This is a genomic window from Lacrimispora brassicae (assembly GCF_054772055.1).
In genome coordinates this window covers 58,341-82,246 of record NZ_BRYH01000026.1, presented here as the reverse complement: position 1 = coordinate 82,246, position 23,906 = coordinate 58,341, and the positions used below count along the sequence as shown (strand labels likewise).

The following is a 23,906-nucleotide window of genomic DNA, read 5'->3' as shown; positions in this document are numbered from 1 at the left end:
AGGAGCAGAAACAAACGTTATATGGATAAAATTCAAGTATTAAAGCATTATTTCGGTTACGACAGTTTTCGGGAAGGGCAGGAAATACTAATTGACAGTATTTTGGCTGGAAGGGATGCCCTTGGAATCATGCCCACCGGTTCGGGAAAGTCCCTGTGTTTCCAGATTCCGGCCCTTATGATGGAAGGGATCACACTGGTCATCTCCCCTCTGATTTCCCTTATGAAGGATCAGGTAACAACTCTCAATCAGGCAGGCATTCATGCCGCATATCTTAACAGTTCTTTGACTGCAAGTCAGTATTATAAGGCCCTGGCCTATGCGCGGGAAGGGCGGTATCCCATTATTTATGTAGCACCGGAGCGTCTTGTAACGGATGAATTTCTGGATTTTGCGTTGCACACAAACATTTCCATGGTAGCCGTGGATGAGGCTCATTGTGTATCCCAGTGGGGACAGGATTTCAGGCCCAGCTATTTAAAAATCGTAGATTTTATTGACAGGCTGCCCAAGCGTCCGGTTATCAGTGCTTTTACAGCAACCGCTACAAAAGAGGTCAGGGATGATGTGATCGATATCCTTATGCTCCGGGAGCCTTCTGTGGTGTCTACGGGATATGACAGGCCCAATCTCTATCTGGGTGTCCAGTCTCCCAAGGATAAGTATGCCACCTTAAAGAACTATGTGGAGTGCCATCCCGATCAGTGCGGGATCATTTACTGTCTGACAAGGAAGCTGGTGGAAGAGGTATGTGACCGGTTAAATCAGGAAGGATTTTCGGCCACCAGGTACCATGCAGGGCTAAGGGATGAAGAACGGCGGAAGAACCAGGATGATTTTATCTACGACAGAAGCCAGATCATGGTGGCAACCAATGCCTTTGGCATGGGGATCGATAAATCCAATGTGCGGTTTGTCATCCATTACAACATGCCTAAGAATCTGGAATCTTACTATCAGGAGGTAGGCCGGTGCGCCAGGGACGGGGAACCGGGAGAATGCATTCTCCTGTACAGCGGCCAGGACGTGGTGACCAATCAGATGTTTATCGACAACAACCAGGACAATCAGGAGCTGGATTCTCTTACCCACCAAATGGTTATGGAACGGGACCGTGAGCGGCTTAGGAAGATGACCTTTTATTCCTTTACCAATGAGTGTCTCAGGGATTACATCCTTCGGTATTTTGGGGAGTATGGGGAGAATTACTGCGGGAATTGTTCTAACTGTTTAAGCCAGTTCGAGACAGTGGATGTGACGGATATTGCAAAGGGACTGACAGGCTGTGTGGAATCTTGCCGTCAGCGGTATGGTGTGAATGTGATTATTGATACAGTTCATGGAGCTAATACTGCGAAAATTCGGAACTACCGGATGGATCAGAATGCTTATTATGGAGCGTTGGCAAAGGTGCCTGCTTACAAGCTTAGGCAGGTCATAAATTATTTGATGCTGAATGAATTCCTGTCAGTCACAAATGACGAGTATGCGATTGTAAAACTAACCGAAAAGTCAAAGGCAGTTTTAGGGGATGGCGAGTCAATTGTCATGAAAATGGCAAAAGAACAGGAGCATACGGCGAAAATAAAGGAAGAGAAGAAATCAAAGAAAAGCAAAATGTCAGCGGCATCCAGTGCTAGTCTTTCCGAAAAAGAGGAAGAGCTGTTTGAGGCTTTGCGGGCACTTCGTATGGAGATTGCCAAAGAGGAAAAGGTGCCGCCTTATATTGTTTTCTCGGATAAGACATTGGTGCATATGTGTATGGTGAAGCCGAAGACAAAAGAAGAAATGCTGTCAGTATCCGGGGTGGGGGAATTTAAGTACGAGAAGTACGGGGAGCGGTTTTTAGTCTGTGTGAAGGAATCGAGTGGTGGTTTTTGAGATGGTTGAAAGCTTGCCGGTCAGGCTGGCTGGATAAATAGAAATGGTCCACGAAAACCAAGACAGATAAAAGAACGTCTGATCATTAAGGCGGCAGAGCGAACATTTTACGTAATTCCTGCGAAAAGAGGCGTAATAAGGATAAGCTTATCTTGACAATATAAATGCCACAGGGTAAAATTGTAAAACATAAGTTCTGCCAATGTACATGACTAAATGGACGGCATTCAAATAGCAGCCGCCAGTATTTTTATGAGCATTCGCACATTGGCTGTTTCTGGCCATTTTGTTCGACCATAACACAGGAGGATTATAATGGAAGGTAAAACTGTATATAAAATACTCATTGTCGAGGATGGAAAAATAGGCCAGAAGATGTTGGTGGATGCCTTACAAGATACATATAACGTCAACGTTGTCTCGACTGGCAAAGAAGCACTGCAAATTGTCAAGCGATTTCGGCCTCATCTAATTTTGCTTGATATCATACTACCGGATACAAACGGGTTCGATATCCTAAAGAAACTGAAAGAAGACCAATCCACTCAGAACATTCCCATTATCGTTATCACAGGGTTGGATAGCGATGTGGCTGAGGAGAAAGCACTGCATTTAGGTGCGGTGGACTATGTACGGAAACCTTTTAACAAAGTTTTAGTGAATGCGCGTGTAAAAATTCATATTAAAATCGTAGAACAAATGCTCACTATCGAAAAACTTAGTTTTTACGACGCATTGACCGACCTTGCGAACCGCCGTAAGTTTGATTATCATATGGAATATGAATGGCAGCGGGCATTACGGAAAAAGACTACCATCGGGTTGCTGCTGCTGGATTTGGATAACTTTAAAAATTACAATGATACATATGGCCACAGGCAGGGAGATACCATGCTAAAAGCTGTGGCAGGGGTTTTGAAAAAGACTTTAAACCGTTCTACTGACTTACCCTGCCGTTGGGGCGGAGAAGAATTTGCTGTTCTCATACCGGAAACCAGTCAGGAAGAATTATTATTAATTGCAGAGAAAATACGTTCAAGAATCGAGGCTTTGGAAGTGCTCAGGAGTAATTCTAATGAAATTACAAGGATAACTTCCAGCATTAGTGCAATCTGCACGATTCCATATCAATACGAACAACTGGAAAGCTTTCTTGAAAACGCTGACCGTCTTCTGTATCAGGCTAAAAAAGAAGGCAGAAACCGGGTGCGGTTTTAACTGTTTAAACCAGGCTGTAAAGTAATACGGTTGTGCAGCAAAAGAGGTTTGTGAAGACCTCATTGATATTCTCACGTTCAGGGGACCTGGAGATGATGGCGTATGGAGAGCTGATTTTAGCCTGTGTGAAGGAATTACGCTTAAATGATGGAAGGACAAAGGCGTAGAATTTGAAATTGAGGTTAAAAGCGGATTAGTAAACGGAGATTGAAAAAATGTAGGTAAATGAGAAAGGCGGCTGCTTGTTTTTGCAAGCAACTGCCTTTTTAAAACAGAGTCACAAATTTCATAAAATGTCTTTCAATCCACGAATAGAGTATTTGACGTAAATAGAATAGCACATATTGAAAAAACACAACATAAGTTTGCGTTATATGAAATTATAGAACTTATGAACGGATAGTTGATACAATGTAAGGGTAGTGATAGAATATATACATGGAACAAACGTGTTACAGGGTAGCTTGACCTTCATTCTACATAAAATGGGGGTGGTGCTTATAAAGAACAAATTCAGTTTTAGTGACTTGATGCAGTTCGGACTATTTTTGTTAGCGCTACTGACATTCATTTATTTGATCAGCCATTAGTATAAAGCAAAAACCACCCTGATACTTTTTCTTTGATTTAATCGTACCTGAAACGTACTAATATTGAGTGGAGTTATTTAAAAATATAAAACATTTTTGTCACCGATCCTCAGATTACCTGCATGGGAAAGGAAATGACACCATGGAAGACAAAAGAAAAAGTAATTACAGCGCACATTATAATCCGGTCACAAATCAATACCAGTCTAACTATGCCCATTTGTCGGAAACTGCCGAAATCGTAATTCAAAAAAATCCCATACCATTTTTAGAAAATATTATATGGCTTAGGTGTCGCCCTATATCGTATTTTTTGACAAAACTCTGGTACATATATCCGTAAGAAGACCAAAGACAAAGGAAGAGGCGCTGTCAGTATCCGGAGACGGAGAATTTAAATTTGAGAAGTATGGGAAAAGTTTTTTGGAGGTTTTCCTGTAATTGTTTCTTCTATTTTCCAAATGGACCGCTCCTGTCTGCTGCAATAACCTCTTGTCGCTCCCTGTTCAGGGCTTTAGAATTATGGTATGATTAAAAAAACGGATCACAGGCACAATGAGCAAAGGATGAATTTTTATGGAGCAGACGGCCAGAAACATTTTCAGAGCAGTCCATGAAAGTAAGTGGCTAAGCATTGAATATAGAAATAAAAAGGATGAGATAACCAAATACTGGATTGCCGTTCACGGCATTGACCCAAAGAACAAGACCCTGGAGGTGGAGGGATTTCATCTTTCCTTGTTTACAGTGGATAAATTTCCGTATATTTATGTGGACTCCATCTTATCTTCTTCTGTGGTGGACGGTTCCTATTATGAGGGAAATCCGTTCCTTGTCCGGGATATCAGTGAAAATCCTGAAAAGTACCGGAATCTCTTTGCCTCCTCTGTGAATTTAAAGATACTGGATTATTTGACGGATTGCAGTCGTCTGGACACAAGACCTTATCAAAGTGATTATGCTCTCATTCATCATTTAGATGGGGAATGTCTGACCCAGGGGGAGTATCTCTTAAGTGACCAGCAGTTTAAAGAGATTGTGAATCGTTTCCAGGAAGAGGCGGCGGGAACAGGAAGCAGGAAAAACTGGAAGCTGCGCCAGCTTTCCATGAATGTCTTAAGCATTGTGGTTAAGGGGAAAGGGCGGCAGCGGGAGGCCCTGTATGTTTTAGCATACAAACGGCTTTTTCTGGATGTAAAGCGGCGTGTGCTGAAACCGGCAAAAGAGATCACCATATGCAGGGAATTTACCGTCGGCGGAGAATGCCAGAGCATCCGCAAGTTTCTGGATCCTTCCGAATATGAGCTTCTGGAGGATTTTGAAAAAAACCAGGAGCTTATAAAAGACCGGATCATAAGCAGCAGCCATGCTGCGGGAGGAGTGGATGACAGGCCCTATCTCATTGCCCTGGAATCTGAGGTGAAGGTGGATTTAAACTACGAATACGGCGGCATACTCACCATGTTTGAGGAGGACCGGGCAACCTATCCGGTCAGGGCCTTTTTTGGAAACCTCACCGCCAAGGCAGACAGAAGAAAGGATTATCCCATTACCTTACTGCAGCGCCGGGCTAACCTAGACCAGCTTCTTGCCATCCATAATGCCGTGAAATATCCGGTGACCTATGTCCAGGGCCCTCCCGGGACCGGGAAATCTTACTCTATTGTTAATACCATTGTGACGGCATTTTTTAATGAAAAAACGGTGCTTCTCACTTCCTATAATAATCATCCCATTGATACTGTGGTAAAGGACCTCCGGTCCATTTCCTACAAAGGAAGCGGCCTCATCCCTTTTCCTGTCATCCGTCTGGGCAGCGATGAAAGGGTATCTGAGGCCCTTTCTTATATGAAAGAGCTTTATGAGCAGGTAAAGAAATGGAAGGTCTTTGAAAACACTCTGGAAAAGAACAGGGACGATAAGGCAAAACGCATGAAGCAGTTGACCACTCTTCTTAAAAGGCATGAGGAGATTCTGGCTTTAAGGGAACAAAAGGAAGCCATTGAATGTATGATGGCTGCCAATAAACATTTGACCTTTCAGACAGATCTTCAGGGACGCCAGTTGGAACGGGTGAAGGAAAGGCTGGCAAAAATCGGAGAGGTGACCGAGGAACAGGCTCTGGCTCTTCTTGACGATGAGGAAGAGGAGTTTAAAAAATATCTTTATTTCACTTCTGTGAAATATTTAAAACGCCTTGGAGAGCCTAAGAACGAAGACCTTTGGAATATTGTGGAGATGAAGGACAAGGCGGATCAGGTGAAAGCCTTTAATGAATATCTGGGAAATCCTGAAAATGTAAGGAAATTTCTCCGCATCTTTCCCGTGGTGGCTTCTACCTGCATTTCATCCCACAAGATCGGGCATCCGGAGCCGTATTTTGATCTGGTGGTAATGGATGAAGCCAGCCAGTGCAACACGGCCCTTTCCCTGGTTCCCATTATCCGGGGGGAGAATTTAATGCTGGTAGGCGATCCCCAGCAGCTAAACCCGGTGATTCTTCTGGATAAAAAGGACAATGACATCTTAAAGAAGCGGTATATGGTTCCTGATGAATATGATTACTGCAAAAATTCCATATACAAGGCATTTCTTGCCAATGATTCCGTCAGCGACGAGATCCTGCTTCGTCATCATTACCGCTGCAGCAAACAGATCATTCAGTTCAATAACATGAAATATTATAACAACCGGCTGAATATAGACAGCAGGGTCCAGTCGGAAAATCCTCTGGTCTTTATGGATGTCCGGGACAACCGGACGGATTACAAGAATACGGCGCCTAAGGAGGCGGAAACTATCGTAGAATATGTAAAAGCCTTTCCTGACCGGAAAATCGGTATCATAACGCCCTTTACCAATCAAAAAGAATGTATCAGCGAAATGCTGGCTGAAAATGGGATCCATGACGTAAGCTGCGGAACGGTCCATGCCTTTCAGGGTGATGAAAAGGATATTATCCTGTTTTCCCTGGCTCTAACGGACCAGACGACAGAAAAGACCTATGAGTGGCTTAAAAACAACCGGGAGCTGATCAATGTGGCCACCTCAAGGGCAAGGGAACAGCTTGTGATTATTTCAGACAGAAAAAACTTAGACAGGCTTCACCGGGAAGAGGAAAAGGATGATGTATATGAGCTGGTGGAATACGTAAAGGCAAAGGGAAACTGTGAAGTCACTCCCGATGAGGTCCATTCCAGGGCTCTGGGCGTAAAGCCTTACAGCACGGAAACGGAAAGGGCCTTTTTGACCAGCTTAAATCATGCCCTTGAAAACATATTAAATGATAACAGGAAGTGCTCCGTAAAAAAGGAAGTAGCCATATCCCAGGTATTTGAAGAAAATACCACGGGAGACGGCCTGTTTTATAACGGCCGGTTTGATTTTGTCCTGTACGAAAAGGAATTTGGTGACAGAGAGATCCCGGTGCTGGCCATTGAACTGGATGGAAAGGAACATCTGGCAGACGAGTCCGTGAAAAAACGGGATAAAAGGAAAGAAGCCATATGCCGGGAACACGGATTTGAGCTGATCCGGGTGGAGAACTCTTATGCAAGGCGGTATTATTATATAAAACATGTGCTGGAAGAGTATTTTAAACATTTAAGATAAAAAATGCCTGGGAGGTGACAGCCCATGGACATAGCATTATGCCCCATAAAGCTGGACAGGCCCCAAAATCGTGGGCAGGAAAAAAGAAACACCCTACGAGAATACCTACATGTCCCAAAAGCATGGGTAGGAAAGAGGAAAACATGAAGATTTTTCATCTGTCGGATCTGCATATCGGAAAGCAGTTAAATGGCTATAGTTTAAAGGAAAACCAGGAAGCGGTCTTAAATCAGATCGTGGATTATGGGTTAACACATCATCCGGATGCGGTCATGATCTGTGGCGACATTTATGATAAAACGGCTCCTTCCGGGGAGGCCTACACCATGTTCGGCAATTTCCTGGAAGCCCTTTCCGGGATAAAGCCTGAGCTTTCGGTCCTGATCATAGCAGGAAACCATGATTCGCCGGAACGGCTGTCCTATGCCTCAGCCTTTCTGGAACGTCATCGCATCCATTTATCCGTGTTTCCGCCCAGGAACCGGGAGGAATATTTAAAAAAGGTGGTATTACGGGATGAAAACGGTCCGGTGAATTTCTACCTTCTGCCCTTTTTAAAGCCAGGATATGTGAGGCAGCTTTTTCCTGATAGCCAGCCGGAAGGGTACGAGAGCGCAGTAAAAGTTGTTTTGGAGAGGGAAACCATTGATGCCGGAGAGCGCAACATCCTTTTATCCCATCAATTTTATGTATCAGGCAATAAGGATCCGGAAACCTGTGAATCGGAGCAGGCGGTCATTATGGCGGGCGGCTTGGACCGGGTGGAGGCTGACCTTCTATCCGCCTTTGATTATGTTGCCCTGGGCCATCTCCACGGTTCCCAAAAGGTGGGCAAGGCTTCGGTCCGGTACAGCGGGACTCCTTATAAATATTCTGTCAGCGAGGAAAACCATAAAAAATCGGTCACTGTGGTGAATATAGGAAAAAAAGGAGAGGAACCGGAATTTGAATTCCTTCCGCTCCGGGGAATCCAGGATGTGAGGCGGGAAAGAGGAACTTTGTCTGAAATCCTTAAAAGGGCTACGGAAGAAAAACGCCATGACTTTGTCAGTGTCACGATTACCGATGAAGAGGAGCCTTACCGGGTCAGAGAACGTCTGGAAGAGGTGTTCGATCATTTGCTGGAGCTTCGGGTGGATAATAAGCGGACCAGACAAAAGCGCCAGGAAGAGGGAGAGGCGGTACCGGTCCTTAAGCCTTTGGAGGCATTCCGGCAGTTTTACAAGGCGGTAAGAGGGGAAGAGATGACAAAGGAGGAAGAAAAGGCCATGGAGCGGATCGTTCAGGAAGCAAAGGAGGAAGAGGGATTATGAAGCCATTGCAGTTGACTATGTCCGCTTTTGGTTCCTATGGAGGAACGGAAACCGTGGATTTTGAGAAAATCGGCCACGGCATCTTCCTTATTACAGGAGATACGGGAGCTGGAAAGACCACCATTTTTGATGCTGTGTCATTTGCCCTGTTCGGGGAAACCAGCGGGCAGAAACGGGAACCCTCCATGATGCGAAGCCAGTATGCGGCAGAAGACCGGGAAACTTATGTTTCCCTGAAATTTTCTGAAGGGGGCGAGAAGTATGAAATTACAAGAAGCCCTTCCTATACAAGGATCAGCAAAAGAAGAAATAAAAGTGGGGAATATTCCGTTGTTCCTGTTCCGGCAAAGGCATCCCTACTCTTGCCTGATGGGGCGGAATATGCAGGCAATCTTCGGGATATTAACCAGAAGATTCAGGAAATCGTAGGCGTGGATCTGAATCAGTTTTCCCAAATCGCCATGATCGCCCAGGGAGATTATTTAAGGCTTCTTCATGCATCTTCCAGAGAACGGAAGGAGATATTTTCCAGGATTTTTAACACCGGAATTTACAGCCGCATCCAGTTGAAGTTAAAGGAGCAGAACAATCTTTATTATGACAGCCTGGAGAACAACCGCAGGTTGTGTTTTCATGAACTGGATCAAGTGGTGCTTTTGGAGGAAAGTGCTCATCAGGAATCTTGGCAAGAACTCTTGAATTTTAAGGAGACAAGGACGGAGGAGATCCAAAGCCTTTTAGGTTCCATTTTGGAAGAGATAGATGAGGGGGAACAGATGCTTCGTGAGGAACGGAATTTCAAAGGGAATCTTCTTTCTGAAGTAGAAGGGCAGTTAAGCCGGGCCCAGGAGGTGAACCGGCTTTTTGACGGTCTTATGCAGGCAAAGGCTCAGCTGGATATTCTGGAAGGCCAGAAGGGACAATGGCTGGAAATAGAGGAGCAGTTAAAGGAAGCTGTCCGGGCGGAAAAGGCAAAGGGCCCGGAAACTCAGTTTTTAGATAAAAATAAGGAATATGAGATTGCCAAAAAGAGAGCAGGTCAGCTTAAAAAGGAATTGGAGGATTTAACCCTTGTCCTTGCGTCTGCGGAAAAAGAGGCAAAGGAAAGCAGAGAAGCTTCTGAGGCAGAAGTGCCAAAGCTGTCGGTCTTCATTGACCGGATGCAGGAGGCCATTCCGCTCTATAGTCATTGGAAAATCATGGAAATGGCTTCCTTTAAAAAGAAGAGAGAAGAAGAGGAAGCTGGAAAACTCTTACATAGCATTGAGACAGAGCTGTCCCGGATTAAGGGACGCCTGTCTGCAAACGAAGCAAGGCAGGAGCAACTGGAAACAGGGGCAAGGAATCTGCCGGAAATAAGACAAAAAAAGGCGGTGCTCCTGGAACGGCAACAGGCCATGGAAAGCCTTGGGAAAGCGGTCAGGGCTGGGGAGGCGGCAGAAATTAGAAAAGAAGAATGCCAGAAAGAGGCATTATGCACCCAGAGAGATTATGAACAGGCTGAAACGTATTACAATGACAGGTTCCGGGAGTTTCTGGCATTGCAGGCCGGAATTATGGCTAAGGAGCTGACCGAGGGAAAGCCCTGCCCTGTCTGCGGTTCTACCAATCATCCCCGGAAAGCGGAGCTGACGGAGGGCGCTGTCACCCAGGAAGAAGTGGAACAGGCAAAGAAGACCAGGAACCATGCGGAAGAACGGCGTTCCCAGGCCGCCCAGGCTGTTGTCAGGGCGTTGGAAGCATGCCGCCACTTAAAGGAGCTTCTGGAGGGGGAGGAAGAAAAATGGTTTGGGACTACCTTCCATCAAGACCAACTTCATGCCTGTCTGTCTGAGGAGAGAGAACGGGTCGGCACGCTTCTGGGAGAGGCGGAGAAGGAAGAGCAGGAGGCTTTGGAATCGAACCGCCTGTTAGGGAAGCTTCTGGAGGAAAGGAAAGCGGACCGGGGGAGACTTGAAGAACTGGAACATAAAAAAGAAGCGGCCATGAAGGACTGGCAGGATAAACAATTGGATCGGGCAGATGCTTTCGCAGAGGCAGATCACGTAAAAAAGCGTCTGCCATACCCAGAGGAAGAGGAAGCCATGGGAAAGCTGGTTGTCTCTAAAAAGAGGAAGGAAGAGCTTTTAAGAGCAGAAGAGCAAACGGATAAACGGTTCCGGCAGATGATAGAAAAGGAAAAGGAAGGAAAAGGACGTCTGGCCTCGGAAGAGGAAAACAAAGAGATGCGAAGAATTGCATTAGAGCAGGCATATGCCGCTTTTCAGTCGGCCTTGGAGGTGCTGGGGTTTACGGGAGAAGAGGATTACCATAAAGCAAAGCAGGCACCGGAAATTGTTAGGCAGTGGGAGCAGGAAACCGGGAATTATGAAAAGGAGCTGTTAAAGGCCCGCACCGTTTACAGCCAGTATAAGGAGCAGACAAAGGGGCGTGAAAGGATAGAAACGAAACAGTGGAAGGAACAGGCGGAAGCTCTTAAGGAGGAACAGAGGCGGCTGCAGACCAGGGAAGCAAAAATTACAGCCATTGGCAGCCGGGCGCTGCAGGCTGCAGAAAATCTGGGCCGGCTGTGGAAGGAGAGAGCACAGCTGGAAGAGAAGTACCGGCTGTATCACACCTTGTTTCAGGCTGCCAACGGGAAAATGGCCGGCTCCGTCAGCCTGGACTTTCAGACCTATGTCCAGAGGCAGTACTTTAACCAGATGATTCATGCGGCAAACAAACGGCTTGACATCATGACGGATGGCCAATTTCTGCTTCAGTGTAGGGATTTGGAGACCCTAGGAAAGCAGGGAGAGGTTGGCCTGGATTTGGATGTATACAGTATGGCAACGGATAAGGTGCGGGATGTTAAAACCCTTTCCGGCGGAGAGTCTTTTATGGCAGCTCTTGCCATGGCCCTTGGCATGACGGATATCATCCAGCGCACGGCAGGGAATGTAAGTATGGATGCGCTTTTCATTGATGAAGGCTTTGGTTCTCTGGATGAGGAATCCAGGCTTAAAGCAGTCCGTATCCTCCAGGAGCTTGCCGGTGGACACAGACTGATCGGGATTGTTTCCCATGTAACGGAATTAAAGGAACAGATCGGAAAGAAGATTCTGGTGAAGAAGACGGAAAAAGGGAGCAGGATTTTGTGGGATATGGATACGCTTTCCGGAGGTGTTTGACAGGAGGGCAGTAGGTTATCTAAACAGGAAGTAAGTAGGTTATCATGTCAAGTTTTAATAAGATTGGAGATTTTGTATGGGCTAGTGAGGAGAAAGAAAAGCAAGAAAAGGGACAAAAAGAACAGCAGAAGCAGTCGCTGGAATTGATGTATGTGCACCAGCAATACAATGGGATCATTCAAAATCACAAATATGTACTTCGTGGCTCTATCTTGAGCTGCTCATATGGAACCGATTATTCGTGTCTGGATCTGGTGCTTGATCATGGAATTTATAATGGAAATGTACCGGTGCTGACAACGGTAGACTGCGGAAAGGCAAACATCGCCCCTTTTGGCTCTTGCTTATGTCCTGAATCAAACTATTCAGGTCGCCTGTCAATGAATCCAGGGGTACATAGTGATGGAAAACCAGCCCGAAAAGCGGCAGGTAACGAATATGCTCACATATGCATACCGTTGATACCGGAAGGGTCGGAATGGAAACAGGTAGATCATAGAGTTATGGCAAAAACATATGCAAAAGGCTATGCACCATTGTTATTGGATAACGCGGTCTTGGTTTGTCAGTATGGGGGAATTATAAGGATTGTAGAGGTTCCAAAAACAGAAATAACTAAGGGCACGGGGGACTATATTGAAAGATATCCCAAAGCATATATTGATGGCATAATCAAGGCTTACGAAACGCACAAAATGCTTGATGGAAGATTTGTGCTAGATAATGCCGGACAAACAATAGGCTATGGTCATGATTTAAATGAGACCGAAAAGCAAAGCGGAATTTATAAGAGCGGTCTAAGCATGGAAGATGCATTAGAATTGGCGATTGATGATTTGAATTCAAAATATGTTTCTATTAAGGGCTATGTAAAAACATTAAATTCGGAATTCGGTTATAATATTGATGCTAATAATTTTACTGAGAACGAAATATTGTTTTTAATTGATTTTGCTTTTAATAGGGGTGGTGGTCTTGTTAAGCGTCCTGAATTAAAAGCATCTGGCAAGCCTTATAGCTCACTAGCCATTTTAATAGTCGCCGTTTCAGAAAAGAATGATAAAAAGATACTAGAAATTCTCATGGAAGAAACAAAAAATTTAGACGGCGTGTATTATGAAGGATTAAAACTTAGGCGGATGGATCAATATGAAATACTAAAATTTGGTGATTTTGTGAGGGATTATGATGTCAATAGAGATTTTACGAAGCCGAAGAATTAAAATAATTTTGTTCATCATATCGATTATTTTTGTATCCATAGTTATTTATTACAACTCTCTATCAACGCATAACGACAATTATCTAAATAAGCAGTTAGCATCAGAAGAATTTCTTGCTGTCACAGGAGATTGGAAAGTTACAGAATATTTAGGCGAAGGCGTTGAGTACCATGAGGTCGAAGTGAAAACTGATGCACAACAGATTGAGCATGATAAAATCATCTTAGAGACAAAGGAAAGGTATTTGGACAAAATACTTGTGATTGACAAAAAAAACGTTGTGTCATTTTTTCCACCTACTGAACTAGGTTATTATTGCTCTGACTGGAATGAATTGTTTGAAATATATCGACAATCTCCTTACGTGTTAAGTGACATATTTCCACCATTTTTATGTGTATCTTTCCAACTCAAAGGAAACGATGATTATTTAGATATCATTATGGATAATAATGGAACTACAATATTGGTAGTGAAAGGATCATTTTTTAGGCTAACAGGACAATTCTCATGAGACAATTTCAATGGGACGATTAAAAACTTGACAAGACAAAACATGCCTGTATAATAAGTAAGAAAAGGGAATGAAGCGCTCCCGTGATAGGAATATCAAAACCGCAATTTGCTGATGGCTTCTGTATATTTTGAATGAATATGCAGAAGCCATCAGCTTTTTAATTTGCACGGGCAATGAGCCCAACAAATATCCTTACATATTCATTGGGCGAATACCGCAACAATTAAAAAAAACTTACAAAGCGTGTTTTTCTTAATTGTCAGTGTTTGAATTCCTATGAAAATGTAAAAATATAAAGTGACTGGATCTTTTGGGGCGGTCATGGTATCATGGAGGACCTATTTACGGCTGGGATTGGATTTTAAAGCTCATTTTGACCATCATTACCATTTCAGCAGGGTTTCAGGGAGGAGAAGTCACTCCTTTGTTTGCAATTGGCGCAAGCCTGGGAGCTGCCATTGCAGGAGTTCTGGGACTGCCTGTTGAATTTGTTGCCGCAATGGGATATGCGGCAGTTTTCGGAAGCGCCACAAATACACTCTTAGCGCCTGTTTTTATAGGAGCTGAGGTTTTTGGTTATTCTTATCTTCCGTATTTTTTTGCTGTATGCAGCGTTGCCTATATATTCAATGGAGACAGATCCATCTATACGGCTCAAAAAAAATCGTACAACATAAGACTTCTTGAGAAATAAATCAATGGATGAAACAGGCCTTTTGCTCTATAATTAAATAGGACCATAAAACAAGAAATAGAAAAAGAAAGGAAGATACCATGTTAAACTGTGAAAGAGTCAGTGTGATGAACATAGAAAATGCCATCAGGGGCGCAAGAAACCCCATGAATAGCTGGGACCGGATGGACAGCGGCTATAACGAAAAGGGAGAATACATCCTTGGCCCTAACGATCTTGGACTTGCCAAACGGTTAAGAAAGGCTGGAAGCGACCACCGCAAATACATTCGTCAGATTCTGGTATCTGTGGATATTACGGCGCCCATGTACTGGTGGAAAGAATACGATACCTATAAGGTGGCTACTGTAGCCAACTCCACCAGCACCATGCATAAGATCCACAGCAAGCCTTTTGAGCTGGAGGATTTCAGCCACGATCATATGACAGAGGGAACAGTTGCCTTCATGGAAACTGTGGTAGCTGAACTGGAAAAGATCCGTCTCCGTTACATAGAGACAAAGAAAAAAGAGGACTGGTATGATCTGATCCAGCTTCTTCCCTCCAGCTATAATCAGATGAGGACATGCACCTTAAATTACGAGACACTGATCAACATCTACTTTGCAAGGCGGAGCCACAAGCTGGAAGAGTGGCATACCTTCTGCCGGTGGATTGAAAACCTTCCCTATGGAAAAGATCTGATCCTTGGGGAAGAGGAATAAAGAGAAAGGAGGGGTTGACCTATGAATATCATCGTTGCAGTGGATAAAAACTGGTCCATCGGCAATCAGGGCCAGCTTCTTGTTTCCATCCCTGAGGATAAGAAGCTGTTCCGGGAAGAAACCATGGGAAAGGCGATTGTCATGGGACGAAAGACCCTGGAGAGTCTTCCTGGAAAGCAGCCGCTTTATGGAAGGACCAACATCGTTTTGACCAGAAATCCGGACTACAAAGTGAAAGGAGCAGTGGTCTGCCACAGCCTTTCAGAGGCCCTGAAAGAGCTTAGTAAATTTTCTGTGGAGGATTGCTTTATCATAGGCGGGCAAAGCGTTTATGAACAGTTCCTTCCATATTGTAATACGGCTCATGTGACCTATATTGACTATACCTACAGCGCCGACACTTATTTTACTAATCTGGATAAGGATCCGTCATGGGAAATGACGGCGGAGAGCGAGGAACAGACTTATTTTGATTTATGTTATACGTTTCGCCTATATCAGAGAAAAGGTTAAAAGAAAATCGTCTTTCAACCCCTAGGTTTGTGAATCAACTGGATATGCCTGCATATTCAGTTGATTTTTTAGTACGCAAAATCTGGAAAAAAATAGCGAAAAATCACCGGTATCCATAAAAAATCAATGATATTTCTCAATAAATGTTGTCAGTAACCCTTAAAAATGGTAAGATGTTACGAGTACTATTCACCTGATTGTTGGGGAAGGCTATCAGGAACGGTGTACAGGTATATTCACGAAGACATTAGGAGGATGAAGATGTATAAGATTTTAAAAGCAGAGATGTTAGCTGACAAGATCTATCTGATGGATGTGGAAGCACCTCGGATTGCCAAAGCCTGCCAGCCTGGAGAATTTGTTATCGTTAAGATAGATGACAGAGGAGAGAGAATTCCGCTTACCATCTGTGATTATGATCGTGAGAAGGGAAGCATTACCATTGTATTTCAGACAGTGGGGTCCAGCACAGAAAAGATGGCTGAATTAAAGACAGGAGACAGCTTTACAGACGTGGTGGGTCCTTTGGGCAATGAGTCAGAATTCGTACACGATGACATAGAAGAATTGAAGAAAAAGAAATATTTATTTGTAGCCGGAGGTGTGGGAACGGCTCCGGTTTATCCTCAGGTGAAATGGATGAGAGAACACGGCATTGATGTGGATGTTATCATGGGAGCCAAGACCAAGGATTTACTGATTCTGGAAGATGCCATGAGAGCGCAGGCCGGGAATTTATATGTGACAACAGATGACGGCTCTTATGAAAGAAAGGGTCTGGTTACTGAGGTGATCAAGGACCTTGTTCAGAATCAGGGAAAAGAATACGATGTATGTGTAGCCATCGGACCCATGATCATGATGAAGTTCACCTGCCTTGTAACCAAGGAACTGGGCATTCCGACGATTGTCAGCTTAAACCCGGTCATGGTAGACGGAACCGGTATGTGCGGCGCCTGCCGTGTGACAGTTGGCGGCGAGGTAAAATTTGCCTGCGTGGATGGACCGGAGTTTGACGGCCACCTGGTTAATTTTGACGAGGCTATGAAGCGCCAGATGATGTATAAATCAGAAGAAGGGCGCTCGGCTTTAAAAACACGTGAAGGCGATACTCATCACGGCGGCTGCGGATTGTGTGGAGGTAACGAGTAATGGATGTATTAAAGAAAGTACCAGTAAGAGAACAGGACCCAAAGGTAAGAGCGACAAACTTTGAAGAGGTTTGTCTTGGATATAATGAAGAAGAGGCAAGGGAAGAAGCCAGCCGCTGCATTCAGTGCAAGAACCCGAAGTGCGTAGCCGGCTGCCCGGTATCCATCAATATTCCAGGCTTCATTAAGGAAGTGGAAAATGGAAATCACGAGGAGGCTGCAAAAGTCATTGCCCAGTCATCCGCCCTTCCGGCAGTCTGTGGCCGGGTATGCCCTCAGGAAAGCCAGTGCGAAGGTAAGTGCATCCGCGGAATCAAGGGGGAACCCATTTCCATCGGAAAGCTGGAGCGTTTTGTGGCAGACTGGTCCAGAGAACACGGTTTTGTACCGGATGCTCCGGAAACGACCAATGGCAAGAAGGTAGCTGTTATCGGTTCCGGTCCTTCCGGACTGACCTGTGCCGGCGACCTGGCTAAGCTGGGCTATGAAGTTACTATTTTCGAAGCACTCCATGAGCCTGGCGGCGTATTGACCTACGGCATTCCGGAATTCCGTCTTCCAAAAGAAGGGGTAGTTCAGCCGGAAATCGACAACGTAAGAAAGCTGGGAGTTAAGATCGAGACTAATGTGATCGTGGGCAAGTCCGTGACCATTGATGAGCTTTTGGATGAAGAAGGCTTCCAGGCCGTGTTCATCGGATCAGGAGCAGGTCTTCCTATGTTCATGGGAATTCCGGGAGAAAATGCCAACGGCGTATGCTCCGCCAACGAATATTTAACCAGAAGCAATTTGATGAAAGCCTTCCGCAGTGATTATGATACCCCAATCGTGGCAGGTAATAAGGTAGCAGTCGTAGGCGGCGGAAACGTTGCTATGGATGCGGCAAGGACAGCCCTTCGTCTTGGAGCAGAGGTACACGTGGTGTACAGAAGAAGTGAGGCAGAGCTTCCTGCAAGAGCCGAAGAGGTTCATCACGCAAAGGAAGAGGGAATCATTTTTAACCTTTTAAGCAATCCGGTGGAGATTTTGACCGATGAAAAAGGCTGGGTAAATGGAATGAAATGCGTGAGAATGGAACTTGGCGAACCCGATGCTTCCGGCAGAAGAAGGCCTGTGGAGGTAGAGGGATCCGAATTCATCATTGATGTGGATACCGTTATCATGTCTTTGGGAACTTCACCTAACCCGCTTATTTCCAACACAACCAAAGGTCTTGATATCAACAGGCGTAAATGCATCATTGCTGAGGAATCTACAGGAAGAACCAGCAAGGATGGAGTTTATGCCGGAGGAGATGCGGTAACAGGAGCCGCAACCGTGATTCTGGCTATGGAAGCCGGACGGGCTGGAGCAAGAGGAATTCACGAATACCTTTCTGAAAAAGAATAATTGCAGAAATAAAGGGCTGCCATTTCATTGGCGGCCCTTTTGAAAGGTTGTGACAATATTTTATGAATAAGAAAATTGATTTGCTAAAAGGAAATATTTTTACCTCCCTGACCGGTCTTGCCCTGCCCATCATGGTCACAGCCCTGGTTCAGATGGCCTACAGCTTAACAGATATGGCGTGGATCGGGTTCGTAGGTTCCCCGGCTGTTGCGGCGGTAGGCGCAGGGGGCATGTATGTCTGGCTTTCCCAGGGCGTTGTTGCCCTGGCAAAAATGGGCGGCCAGGTAAAGGTGGCCCATTCCCTGGGAAGGGGCGATAAGGAAGATGCGGCTATTTATGCTTCCGGTGCCATCCAGATGGGGCTTTTATTTGCCCTTCTGTATGGAGCTGCAGCGTTTTTCGGAGCAAAGCCCCTGATTGGGTTTTTCGGACTGAACGATGCTTCTGTGGTACATAATGCCCAGGTTTATTTAAAGATCACCTGCGGCTTGATCATATTTTCCTATCTGAATTCGATTATTACCGGGATCATGACAGCTATGGGAGACAGCAGAACACCGCTGCTCGCTAACTTTGTCGGCCTGGTTTTGAATATGGTGCTGGACCCTGTCCTGATCTTTGGAATAGGTCCCATAAAGGGCACCGGGGTGGCAGGGGCCGCCATTGCCACGGTCATGGCTCAGGCGGTTGTCACCATGGTATTCTTTGTTGCCGTGAAAAAGGACCGGCTGCTGTTTCATAAGGTGAAGGTGTTCCATAAGGTATCCTGGGATCATATGAAAGCCATGATCAAGATCGGATTCCCTGCTTCCGTACAGAACCTTATCTATACCAGCATTTCCATGGTCCTGACCCGGTTTGTGACCGGATTCGGCGATAGTGCCGTGGCGGTTTTGCGCGTGGGCGGGCAGATCGAGTCCATATCATGGATGACGGCAGACGGATTTGCAGCAGCCATTAATTCCTTTGTAGGACAAAATTACGGAGCCGGGCAGTATGGAAGAGTGAAAAAGGGCTATTTTACAGCGGCCGGGGTCATGTTTGTCTGGGGATTGTTCTGCTCATTCCTTTTGCTCGCCCTTCCGGAGCATATCTTTGGGCTGTTCATCCACGAAGCAGAGGTCATTCCCATGGGAGTGCGTTACCTGGTGATCCTTGGCTTTTGCCAGATGTTTATGTGCATAGAACTGACAACCATAGGGGCCCTTTCCGGCCTTGGAAAGACCCTGCTCTGCTCAGTCATCAGTGTTGTGTTTACTTCCGCCAGGATCCCTTTTGCCATAGTTTTAAGCAGCACAGCTCTTGGACTTGACGGAGTCTGGTGGGCTTTTACCATTTCAAGCATCATCAAAGGGATTTTATTCTTTTTCTCTTTCCTTGTGGTGGCAGGAAAACTGCCCCAGGATAAACCATGCGTCCTGATGGAAGAGGGGCTTGAATAAATTTCATGGAAGGGGCTGGTAAATGAAACATTGGCTGCTTCTTAAAAATATCAAAATTTTCCAAAATAGGACTTGAATTATACCATGGTTTTACGGTAACATATAAGGTAGAAAAAAAGGGAAAAGGGACTGACGATGAAACGAAAAATACAGATTATGTATGAAAGAAACAGAAAAATGCTGCAAAAGCTTCTCTGCGGTCTGCTGGTAAGTGCAATGGTCTGCGGCCAGACTGTTCCCGCCTGGGCAACGTCAAAAGTGGAAAAAGAGAAACAGGAAGCCCAGAAAAAGTTAGAAGAGGCTAATAAAAAAGCTCAGGAAGCAGAAAACAAAAAGAGCGCCGCCCAAAATCAGGTATCCAAGCTGACCACTGATCTGACTGCACTTTTGTCTGATATCAAGGTTCTGGAAAGTGATATGGCCAGTAAGGAAGCAGAGATCAATCAGGCAGAGCTGGACTATTCTGCGGCTAAGAAAGATGAAGAAAAGCAGTACTCTTCCATGAAAAAGAGAATCCAGTACATGTACGAGAAGGGGGATACGGAATATCTGGATATTTTCCTTCAGGTGAAAAACATGTCTGATCTTCTCAATAAGGCGGAATACGTAGAAGGAATTTATACATACGACCGGAATATGCTGATCACCTATCAGGAGACAAAGCAGAAGGTTGCCGATTATAAGTCAGACCTTGAAGAGGACAAGGCTGAGATGGAGGTCATGGAGCTGGAGTATAAGGAACAGCAGTCCGCTCTTGAAACGCTGATCTCCACGAAGAAAAAGGAAGTTTCCAATTTCGACAGCCAGCTTGCACAGGCCAAGCAGGATGCGACTGTTTATGCCCAGACGGTAGCAAAGAAGAATGAAGAGATCCGCAAGACAAAAGAAGAAGAGGCCAGGAAGAAGGCAGCAGAAGAAGCCAGGAAAAAGGCAGAGGAAGAGGCCAGAAGAAAGGCTGCGGCAAACACCAGCTCCAAACCTAAGTCCTCCAATGCCAACAACAAGTATACCGGTCCCACAGCCAACAAGAGCAACGGCGGAACAGCGGAAGGCCGTGCGGTTGCAGATTACGGACTTCAGTTTGTGGGGAACCCCTATGTATTTGGAGGAACCAGCCTGACCAGTGGTGCGGACTGCTCCGGTTTCGTACAGTCTGTTTACAGGCATTTCGGCTATTCTCTTCCAAGAAGCTCTTCGGAGCAGCGCTCCGCAGGCCGGGAGGTATCTTATTCCGAGGCCCAGCCGGGAGACTTAATCTGCTATGCAGGCCATATAGGGATTTATATCGGCAATGGACAAATTGTTCACGCAAGTTCTCCTGCAACGGGAATTAAAGTGGGAACAGCCACCTACCGGACGATTCTTTCTGTCAGGAGAGTTTTATAGAGAATATGGAAAGCAGGGAGGGATTCGTTCCTCCCTCCTATTTTTGGAAAAAACGCTTGCGGAAACCGACAATATATGAGAAAATATGATCAAGTATGATGTGATATTATTAACAAAGTACTGTTCACAATTATTACTTATTCGAAAGGAGTATTAACATGATTTATTCACAGGAAGTAGAAGAGATGTGCACAGTGGCACAGGGCGTTCACCACGGCGCTGCTCCAATCCCAGAAGAAGCGAAATGGGTAAAATCCAGAGAAGTTAAAGATATTTCCGGTCTGACACATGGAGTTGGCTGGTGTGCTCCCCAACAGGGCGCATGCAAGCTGACTCTTAACGTAAAAGAGGGTATTATTCAGGAAGCATTAGTAGAGACAATCGGCTGTACCGGTATGACTCATTCTGCTGCTATGGCGGCAGAAATTCTGCCAGGACTGACCGTTTTAGAAGCATTAAATACAGACCTTGTCTGTGATGCCATCAACACCGCAATGAGAGAATTATTCTTACAGATCGCATACGGAAGAACCCAGAGCGCATTCTCTGAAGACGGACTTCCAGTAGGTGCAGGTCTGGAAGACTTAGGAAAGGGTCTCCGTTCACAGGTTGGTACCATGTACGGAACATTGAAGAAAGGTCCTCGTTACTTAGAGATGGCGGAAGGCTTTGTAACCGGTATTGCCCTGGACGAGGAAGATCAGATTATTGGCTATCAGTTCGTAAGCCTTGGAAAGATGACTGACTTCATCAAGAAAGGCGATGATCCGAATACTGCTTGGGAAAAAGCAAAGGGACAGTACGGTCGCGTTGCCGAAGCTGCTAAGATCATTGACCCAAGACATGAATAATCGGATTGACGGAAGACTGTCGGTTACCGGTTATCAAAGTGAAGATATTTGGCCAATAATAAGGAGGACAAGATAATGGCATTATTTGAATCATATGAAAGAAGAATTGACAAAATCAATTCTGTATTAAACAGCTATGGCATTGCTTCTATAGAAGAAGCTGAAAAGATTACAAAAGATGCAGGTCTGGATGTGTACGAGCAGGTGAAGAAGATCCAGCCAATCTGTTTCGAAAATGCTTGTTGGGCTTACATTGTGGGCGCGGCAATTGCAATCAAGAAGGGCTGCAGAAAGGCTTCAGACGCAGCAGCAGTTATTGGAGAAGGCCTTCAGGCTTTCTGTATTCCAGGTTCCGTTGCCGACCAGCGTAAAGTAGGTATTGGACATGGTAACTTAGGAAAGATGCTTCTGGAAGAAGAGACCGACTGCTTCTGCTTTTTGGCAGGCCATGAGTCCTTTGCGGCAGCAGAAGGCGCAATTGGTATTGCTGAGAAGGCAAACAAGGTCCGTCAGAAGCCATTAAGAGTTATTTTAAATGGTTTAGGAAAGGATGCGGCTCAGATCATTTCCAGAATCAATGGATTTACATATGTAGAAACAGAGATGGATTATTACTCAGGCGAAGTAAAAGAGCTTTGGAGAAAGTCTTACTCAGAAGGTTTAAGAGCTAAGGTCAACTGCTACGGCGCAAACGATGTAACAGAGGGCGTTGCTGTTATGTGGAAGGAAGGCGTTGACGTTTCCATTACAGGCAACTCCACCAACCCAACCAGATTCCAGCATCCAGTGGCAGGAACCTACAAAAAGGAATGTACAGAGAAGGGCAAAAAATATTTCTCCGTAGCTTCCGGCGGCGGTACAGGACGTACTCTTCATCCGGACAACATGGGAGCAGGCCCGGCTTCCTACGGTATGACCGATACCATGGGACGTATGCATTCTGATGCCCAGTTCGCAGGTTCTTCCTCAGTTCCGGCTCACGTGGAAATGATGGGTCTGATCGGTATGGGCAACAACCCTATGGTTGGAGCTACCGTGGCTGTGGCTGTTGGGATCGAGATGGCTGCTAAAGAAGGAAGATTTTAAGAAAAACTGTATAAAATAAGATTTTTTGATAGCTGTACTGACATCTTATGGTTGGTACAGCTTTTTGATTTTTCTAATATCAGAGAATTGTATTGACAATGTCATGACGTTGATTTAAAATTATATTGATGGAGGTGATTGTATGGGCAAGACATTTTTGCAAGTTCGAACAAATGAAAGCGATAAAGAGCAGGCAAATACGATACTTGAAGGATTGGGTACAAATATTTCTTCTGTAGTAAATATGTTGTTAAAACAGATTATTTTAACGAAAAGTATTCCCTTTGAGATTAAAATGCCTCAAACATATACCAATGATGAAAAACTCAGTGAAATACAAGCTACAATGTCAATGGAAAATATGCAGTTGACATCAGAGGATATACAATTATTGAAAGAGTATCAGTTATCAGAGGATAAGGAAAAGATAAGAAAGCAGTTAATGGCTGAATACAGGGAGGACTGAATGAGCGATAAAGTCTATTGTTACCCTGATTCGGAGGTATTGGTCAATAAACTAGACATTAGAAAAATAGACAGACTCCATGAGGCAGAACGTAGACTTACAATGCTTCGCCTGGATGATTTGCTTAACAATCCGATAAAAGGGAAATTTGATTTGAAACATCTGCAAAGTATCCATAAATATCTATTTCAAGACATTTATGAGTGGGCAGGAAAAATTCGTACCGTTGATATTGCAAAGTCAAATATGTTTTGTAAGGTTCAGTTTATTGATACACAGGCAAACGAGATTTTCAGCAATCTTAAGTCTGATAATTTTTTGAATGGAATATCCAGAGAAGAATTTGTTAAAAAATCCGCATACTATTTTTCTGAGATTAATGCGCTGCATCCTTTTCGAGAGGGAAATGGCAGGGCACAAAGAGAATTTATACGTGAACTTGCTTTATATGAAGGTTATAGTGTTTACTTTGCTGATATTGGTGAGACTGAAATGTTAAATGCCAGTATCGCTTCTTTTATTTGTGATTACGAAAAAATGGAAAGGCTGTTTGATAAAGTGATTCGTTGATAAATATTTGTATACACGCAGGTAAGGCTAAAGGGAGCAATCAGCAGTGCACAGTAGCACACTCATAGCTCACAAACACCCCTAAAACCCTTGAAAATCCAGTCCTCACAGTTTCGATTGAGAAGCTGCA

The 23,906-nt window shown here is 44.8% G+C and carries 18 protein-coding genes, 1 pseudogene and 1 riboswitch; all 19 genes and pseudogenes read left to right on the top strand.

Annotation, left to right across the window (positions count from 1 at the left end):
• The first annotated feature begins 21 nt into the window (after positions 1 to 21).
• The 19 genes and pseudogenes from recQ (at position 22) to ACYVD3_RS13470 (ending at position 23,776) form a co-directional block, all read left to right on the top strand.
• The gene (gene recQ, locus ACYVD3_RS13560; RefSeq protein ID WP_460643060.1) at positions 22 to 1,881 is read left to right on the top strand and encodes a DNA helicase RecQ; all 1,860 of its coding nucleotides are present in this window, start codon (positions 22 to 24) and stop codon (positions 1,879 to 1,881) included.
• Positions 1,882 to 2,196: 315 nt separating this feature from the next.
• The gene (locus tag ACYVD3_RS13555; protein ID WP_460643059.1) at positions 2,197 to 3,099 is read left to right on the top strand and encodes a GGDEF domain-containing response regulator; all 903 of its coding nucleotides are present in this window, start codon (positions 2,197 to 2,199) and stop codon (positions 3,097 to 3,099) included.
• An 881-nt stretch (positions 3,100 to 3,980) separates the two neighbouring features.
• Positions 3,981 to 4,130: pseudogene (locus tag ACYVD3_RS13550) on the top strand (HRDC domain-containing protein); the annotation flags it as partial.
• A 135-nt stretch (positions 4,131 to 4,265) separates the two neighbouring features.
• Positions 4,266 to 7,301 carry an AAA domain-containing protein gene (locus ACYVD3_RS13545; protein WP_460643058.1) on the top strand — a complete coding sequence of 1,012 codons (3,036 nt, stop codon included), beginning with the start codon at positions 4,266 to 4,268 and terminating at the stop codon, positions 7,299 to 7,301.
• Positions 7,302 to 7,444: 143 nt separating this feature from the next.
• On the top strand, positions 7,445 to 8,614 hold the full coding sequence (locus ACYVD3_RS13540) for an exonuclease SbcCD subunit D (protein WP_460643057.1): 1,170 nt from the start codon (positions 7,445 to 7,447) through the stop codon (positions 8,612 to 8,614).
• Positions 8,611 to 11,784, top strand: a complete 3,174-nt coding sequence (locus tag ACYVD3_RS13535; protein WP_460643056.1) for an AAA family ATPase — start codon at positions 8,611 to 8,613, stop codon at positions 11,782 to 11,784. The genes ACYVD3_RS13540 and ACYVD3_RS13535 overlap by 4 nt, the downstream gene beginning before the upstream one ends.
• A 44-nt stretch (positions 11,785 to 11,828) precedes the next feature.
• The gene (locus ACYVD3_RS13530) at positions 11,829 to 13,007 is read left to right on the top strand and encodes a PAAR-like protein (protein WP_460643055.1); all 1,179 of its coding nucleotides are present in this window, start codon (positions 11,829 to 11,831) and stop codon (positions 13,005 to 13,007) included.
• On the top strand, positions 12,970 to 13,521 hold the full coding sequence (locus ACYVD3_RS13525; RefSeq protein ID WP_460643054.1) for a hypothetical protein: 552 nt from the start codon (positions 12,970 to 12,972) through the stop codon (positions 13,519 to 13,521). The genes ACYVD3_RS13530 and ACYVD3_RS13525 overlap by 38 nt, the downstream gene beginning before the upstream one ends.
• Before the next feature lie 57 nt (positions 13,522 to 13,578).
• A riboswitch (Fluoride riboswitch) is annotated at positions 13,579 to 13,652 on the top strand.
• A 182-nt stretch (positions 13,653 to 13,834) separates the two neighbouring features.
• The gene (locus ACYVD3_RS13520; RefSeq protein ID WP_460643053.1) at positions 13,835 to 14,218 is read left to right on the top strand and encodes a chloride channel protein; all 384 of its coding nucleotides are present in this window, start codon (positions 13,835 to 13,837) and stop codon (positions 14,216 to 14,218) included.
• An 80-nt stretch (positions 14,219 to 14,298) separates the two neighbouring features.
• A complete protein-coding gene (locus ACYVD3_RS13515) occupies positions 14,299 to 14,922 on the top strand; it encodes a hypothetical protein (RefSeq protein WP_460643052.1) in 624 nt (207 codons plus the stop codon).
• Between the two features lie 21 nt (positions 14,923 to 14,943).
• Positions 14,944 to 15,435, top strand: a complete 492-nt coding sequence (locus tag ACYVD3_RS13510) for a dihydrofolate reductase (protein WP_460643051.1) — start codon at positions 14,944 to 14,946, stop codon at positions 15,433 to 15,435.
• Between the two features lie 261 nt (positions 15,436 to 15,696).
• Positions 15,697 to 16,587, top strand: a complete 891-nt coding sequence (locus ACYVD3_RS13505; RefSeq protein ID WP_460643050.1) for a sulfide/dihydroorotate dehydrogenase-like FAD/NAD-binding protein — start codon at positions 15,697 to 15,699, stop codon at positions 16,585 to 16,587.
• Entirely contained in the window at positions 16,587 to 17,975 is a 1,389-nt protein-coding gene (gene gltA, locus ACYVD3_RS13500; RefSeq protein WP_460643049.1) for an NADPH-dependent glutamate synthase, read from the top strand. Before ACYVD3_RS13505 ends, gltA begins: the two co-directional genes overlap by 1 nt.
• Positions 17,976 to 18,037: 62 nt before the next feature.
• Positions 18,038 to 19,417, top strand: a complete 1,380-nt coding sequence (locus tag ACYVD3_RS13495; RefSeq protein ID WP_460643048.1) for an MATE family efflux transporter — start codon at positions 18,038 to 18,040, stop codon at positions 19,415 to 19,417.
• Between the two features lie 135 nt (positions 19,418 to 19,552).
• Positions 19,553 to 20,803 (top strand): C40 family peptidase, encoded by a 1,251-nt coding sequence (locus tag ACYVD3_RS13490; protein ID WP_460643047.1) that lies wholly within the window; start codon positions 19,553 to 19,555, stop codon positions 20,801 to 20,803.
• A 158-nt stretch (positions 20,804 to 20,961) separates the two neighbouring features.
• Complete coding sequence (locus ACYVD3_RS13485; RefSeq protein WP_460643046.1) at positions 20,962 to 21,654, top strand: iron-sulfur cluster assembly scaffold protein; 693 nt, start codon at positions 20,962 to 20,964, stop codon at positions 21,652 to 21,654.
• A 75-nt stretch (positions 21,655 to 21,729) separates the two neighbouring features.
• Positions 21,730 to 22,740: a GGGtGRT protein gene (locus tag ACYVD3_RS13480; protein WP_460643045.1), complete on the top strand. Its 1,011-nt coding sequence runs from the start codon at positions 21,730 to 21,732 to the stop codon at positions 22,738 to 22,740.
• 142 nt (positions 22,741 to 22,882) lie between these two features.
• Positions 22,883 to 23,206, top strand: coding sequence for a type II toxin-antitoxin system RelB/DinJ family antitoxin (locus tag ACYVD3_RS13475; RefSeq protein ID WP_460643044.1), 324 nt, complete (start codon positions 22,883 to 22,885; stop codon positions 23,204 to 23,206).
• Positions 23,207 to 23,776, top strand: a complete 570-nt coding sequence (locus ACYVD3_RS13470) for a Fic/DOC family protein (protein WP_460643043.1) — start codon at positions 23,207 to 23,209, stop codon at positions 23,774 to 23,776. It abuts the gene before it with no gap.
• Positions 23,777 to 23,906 lie beyond the last annotated feature (130 nt).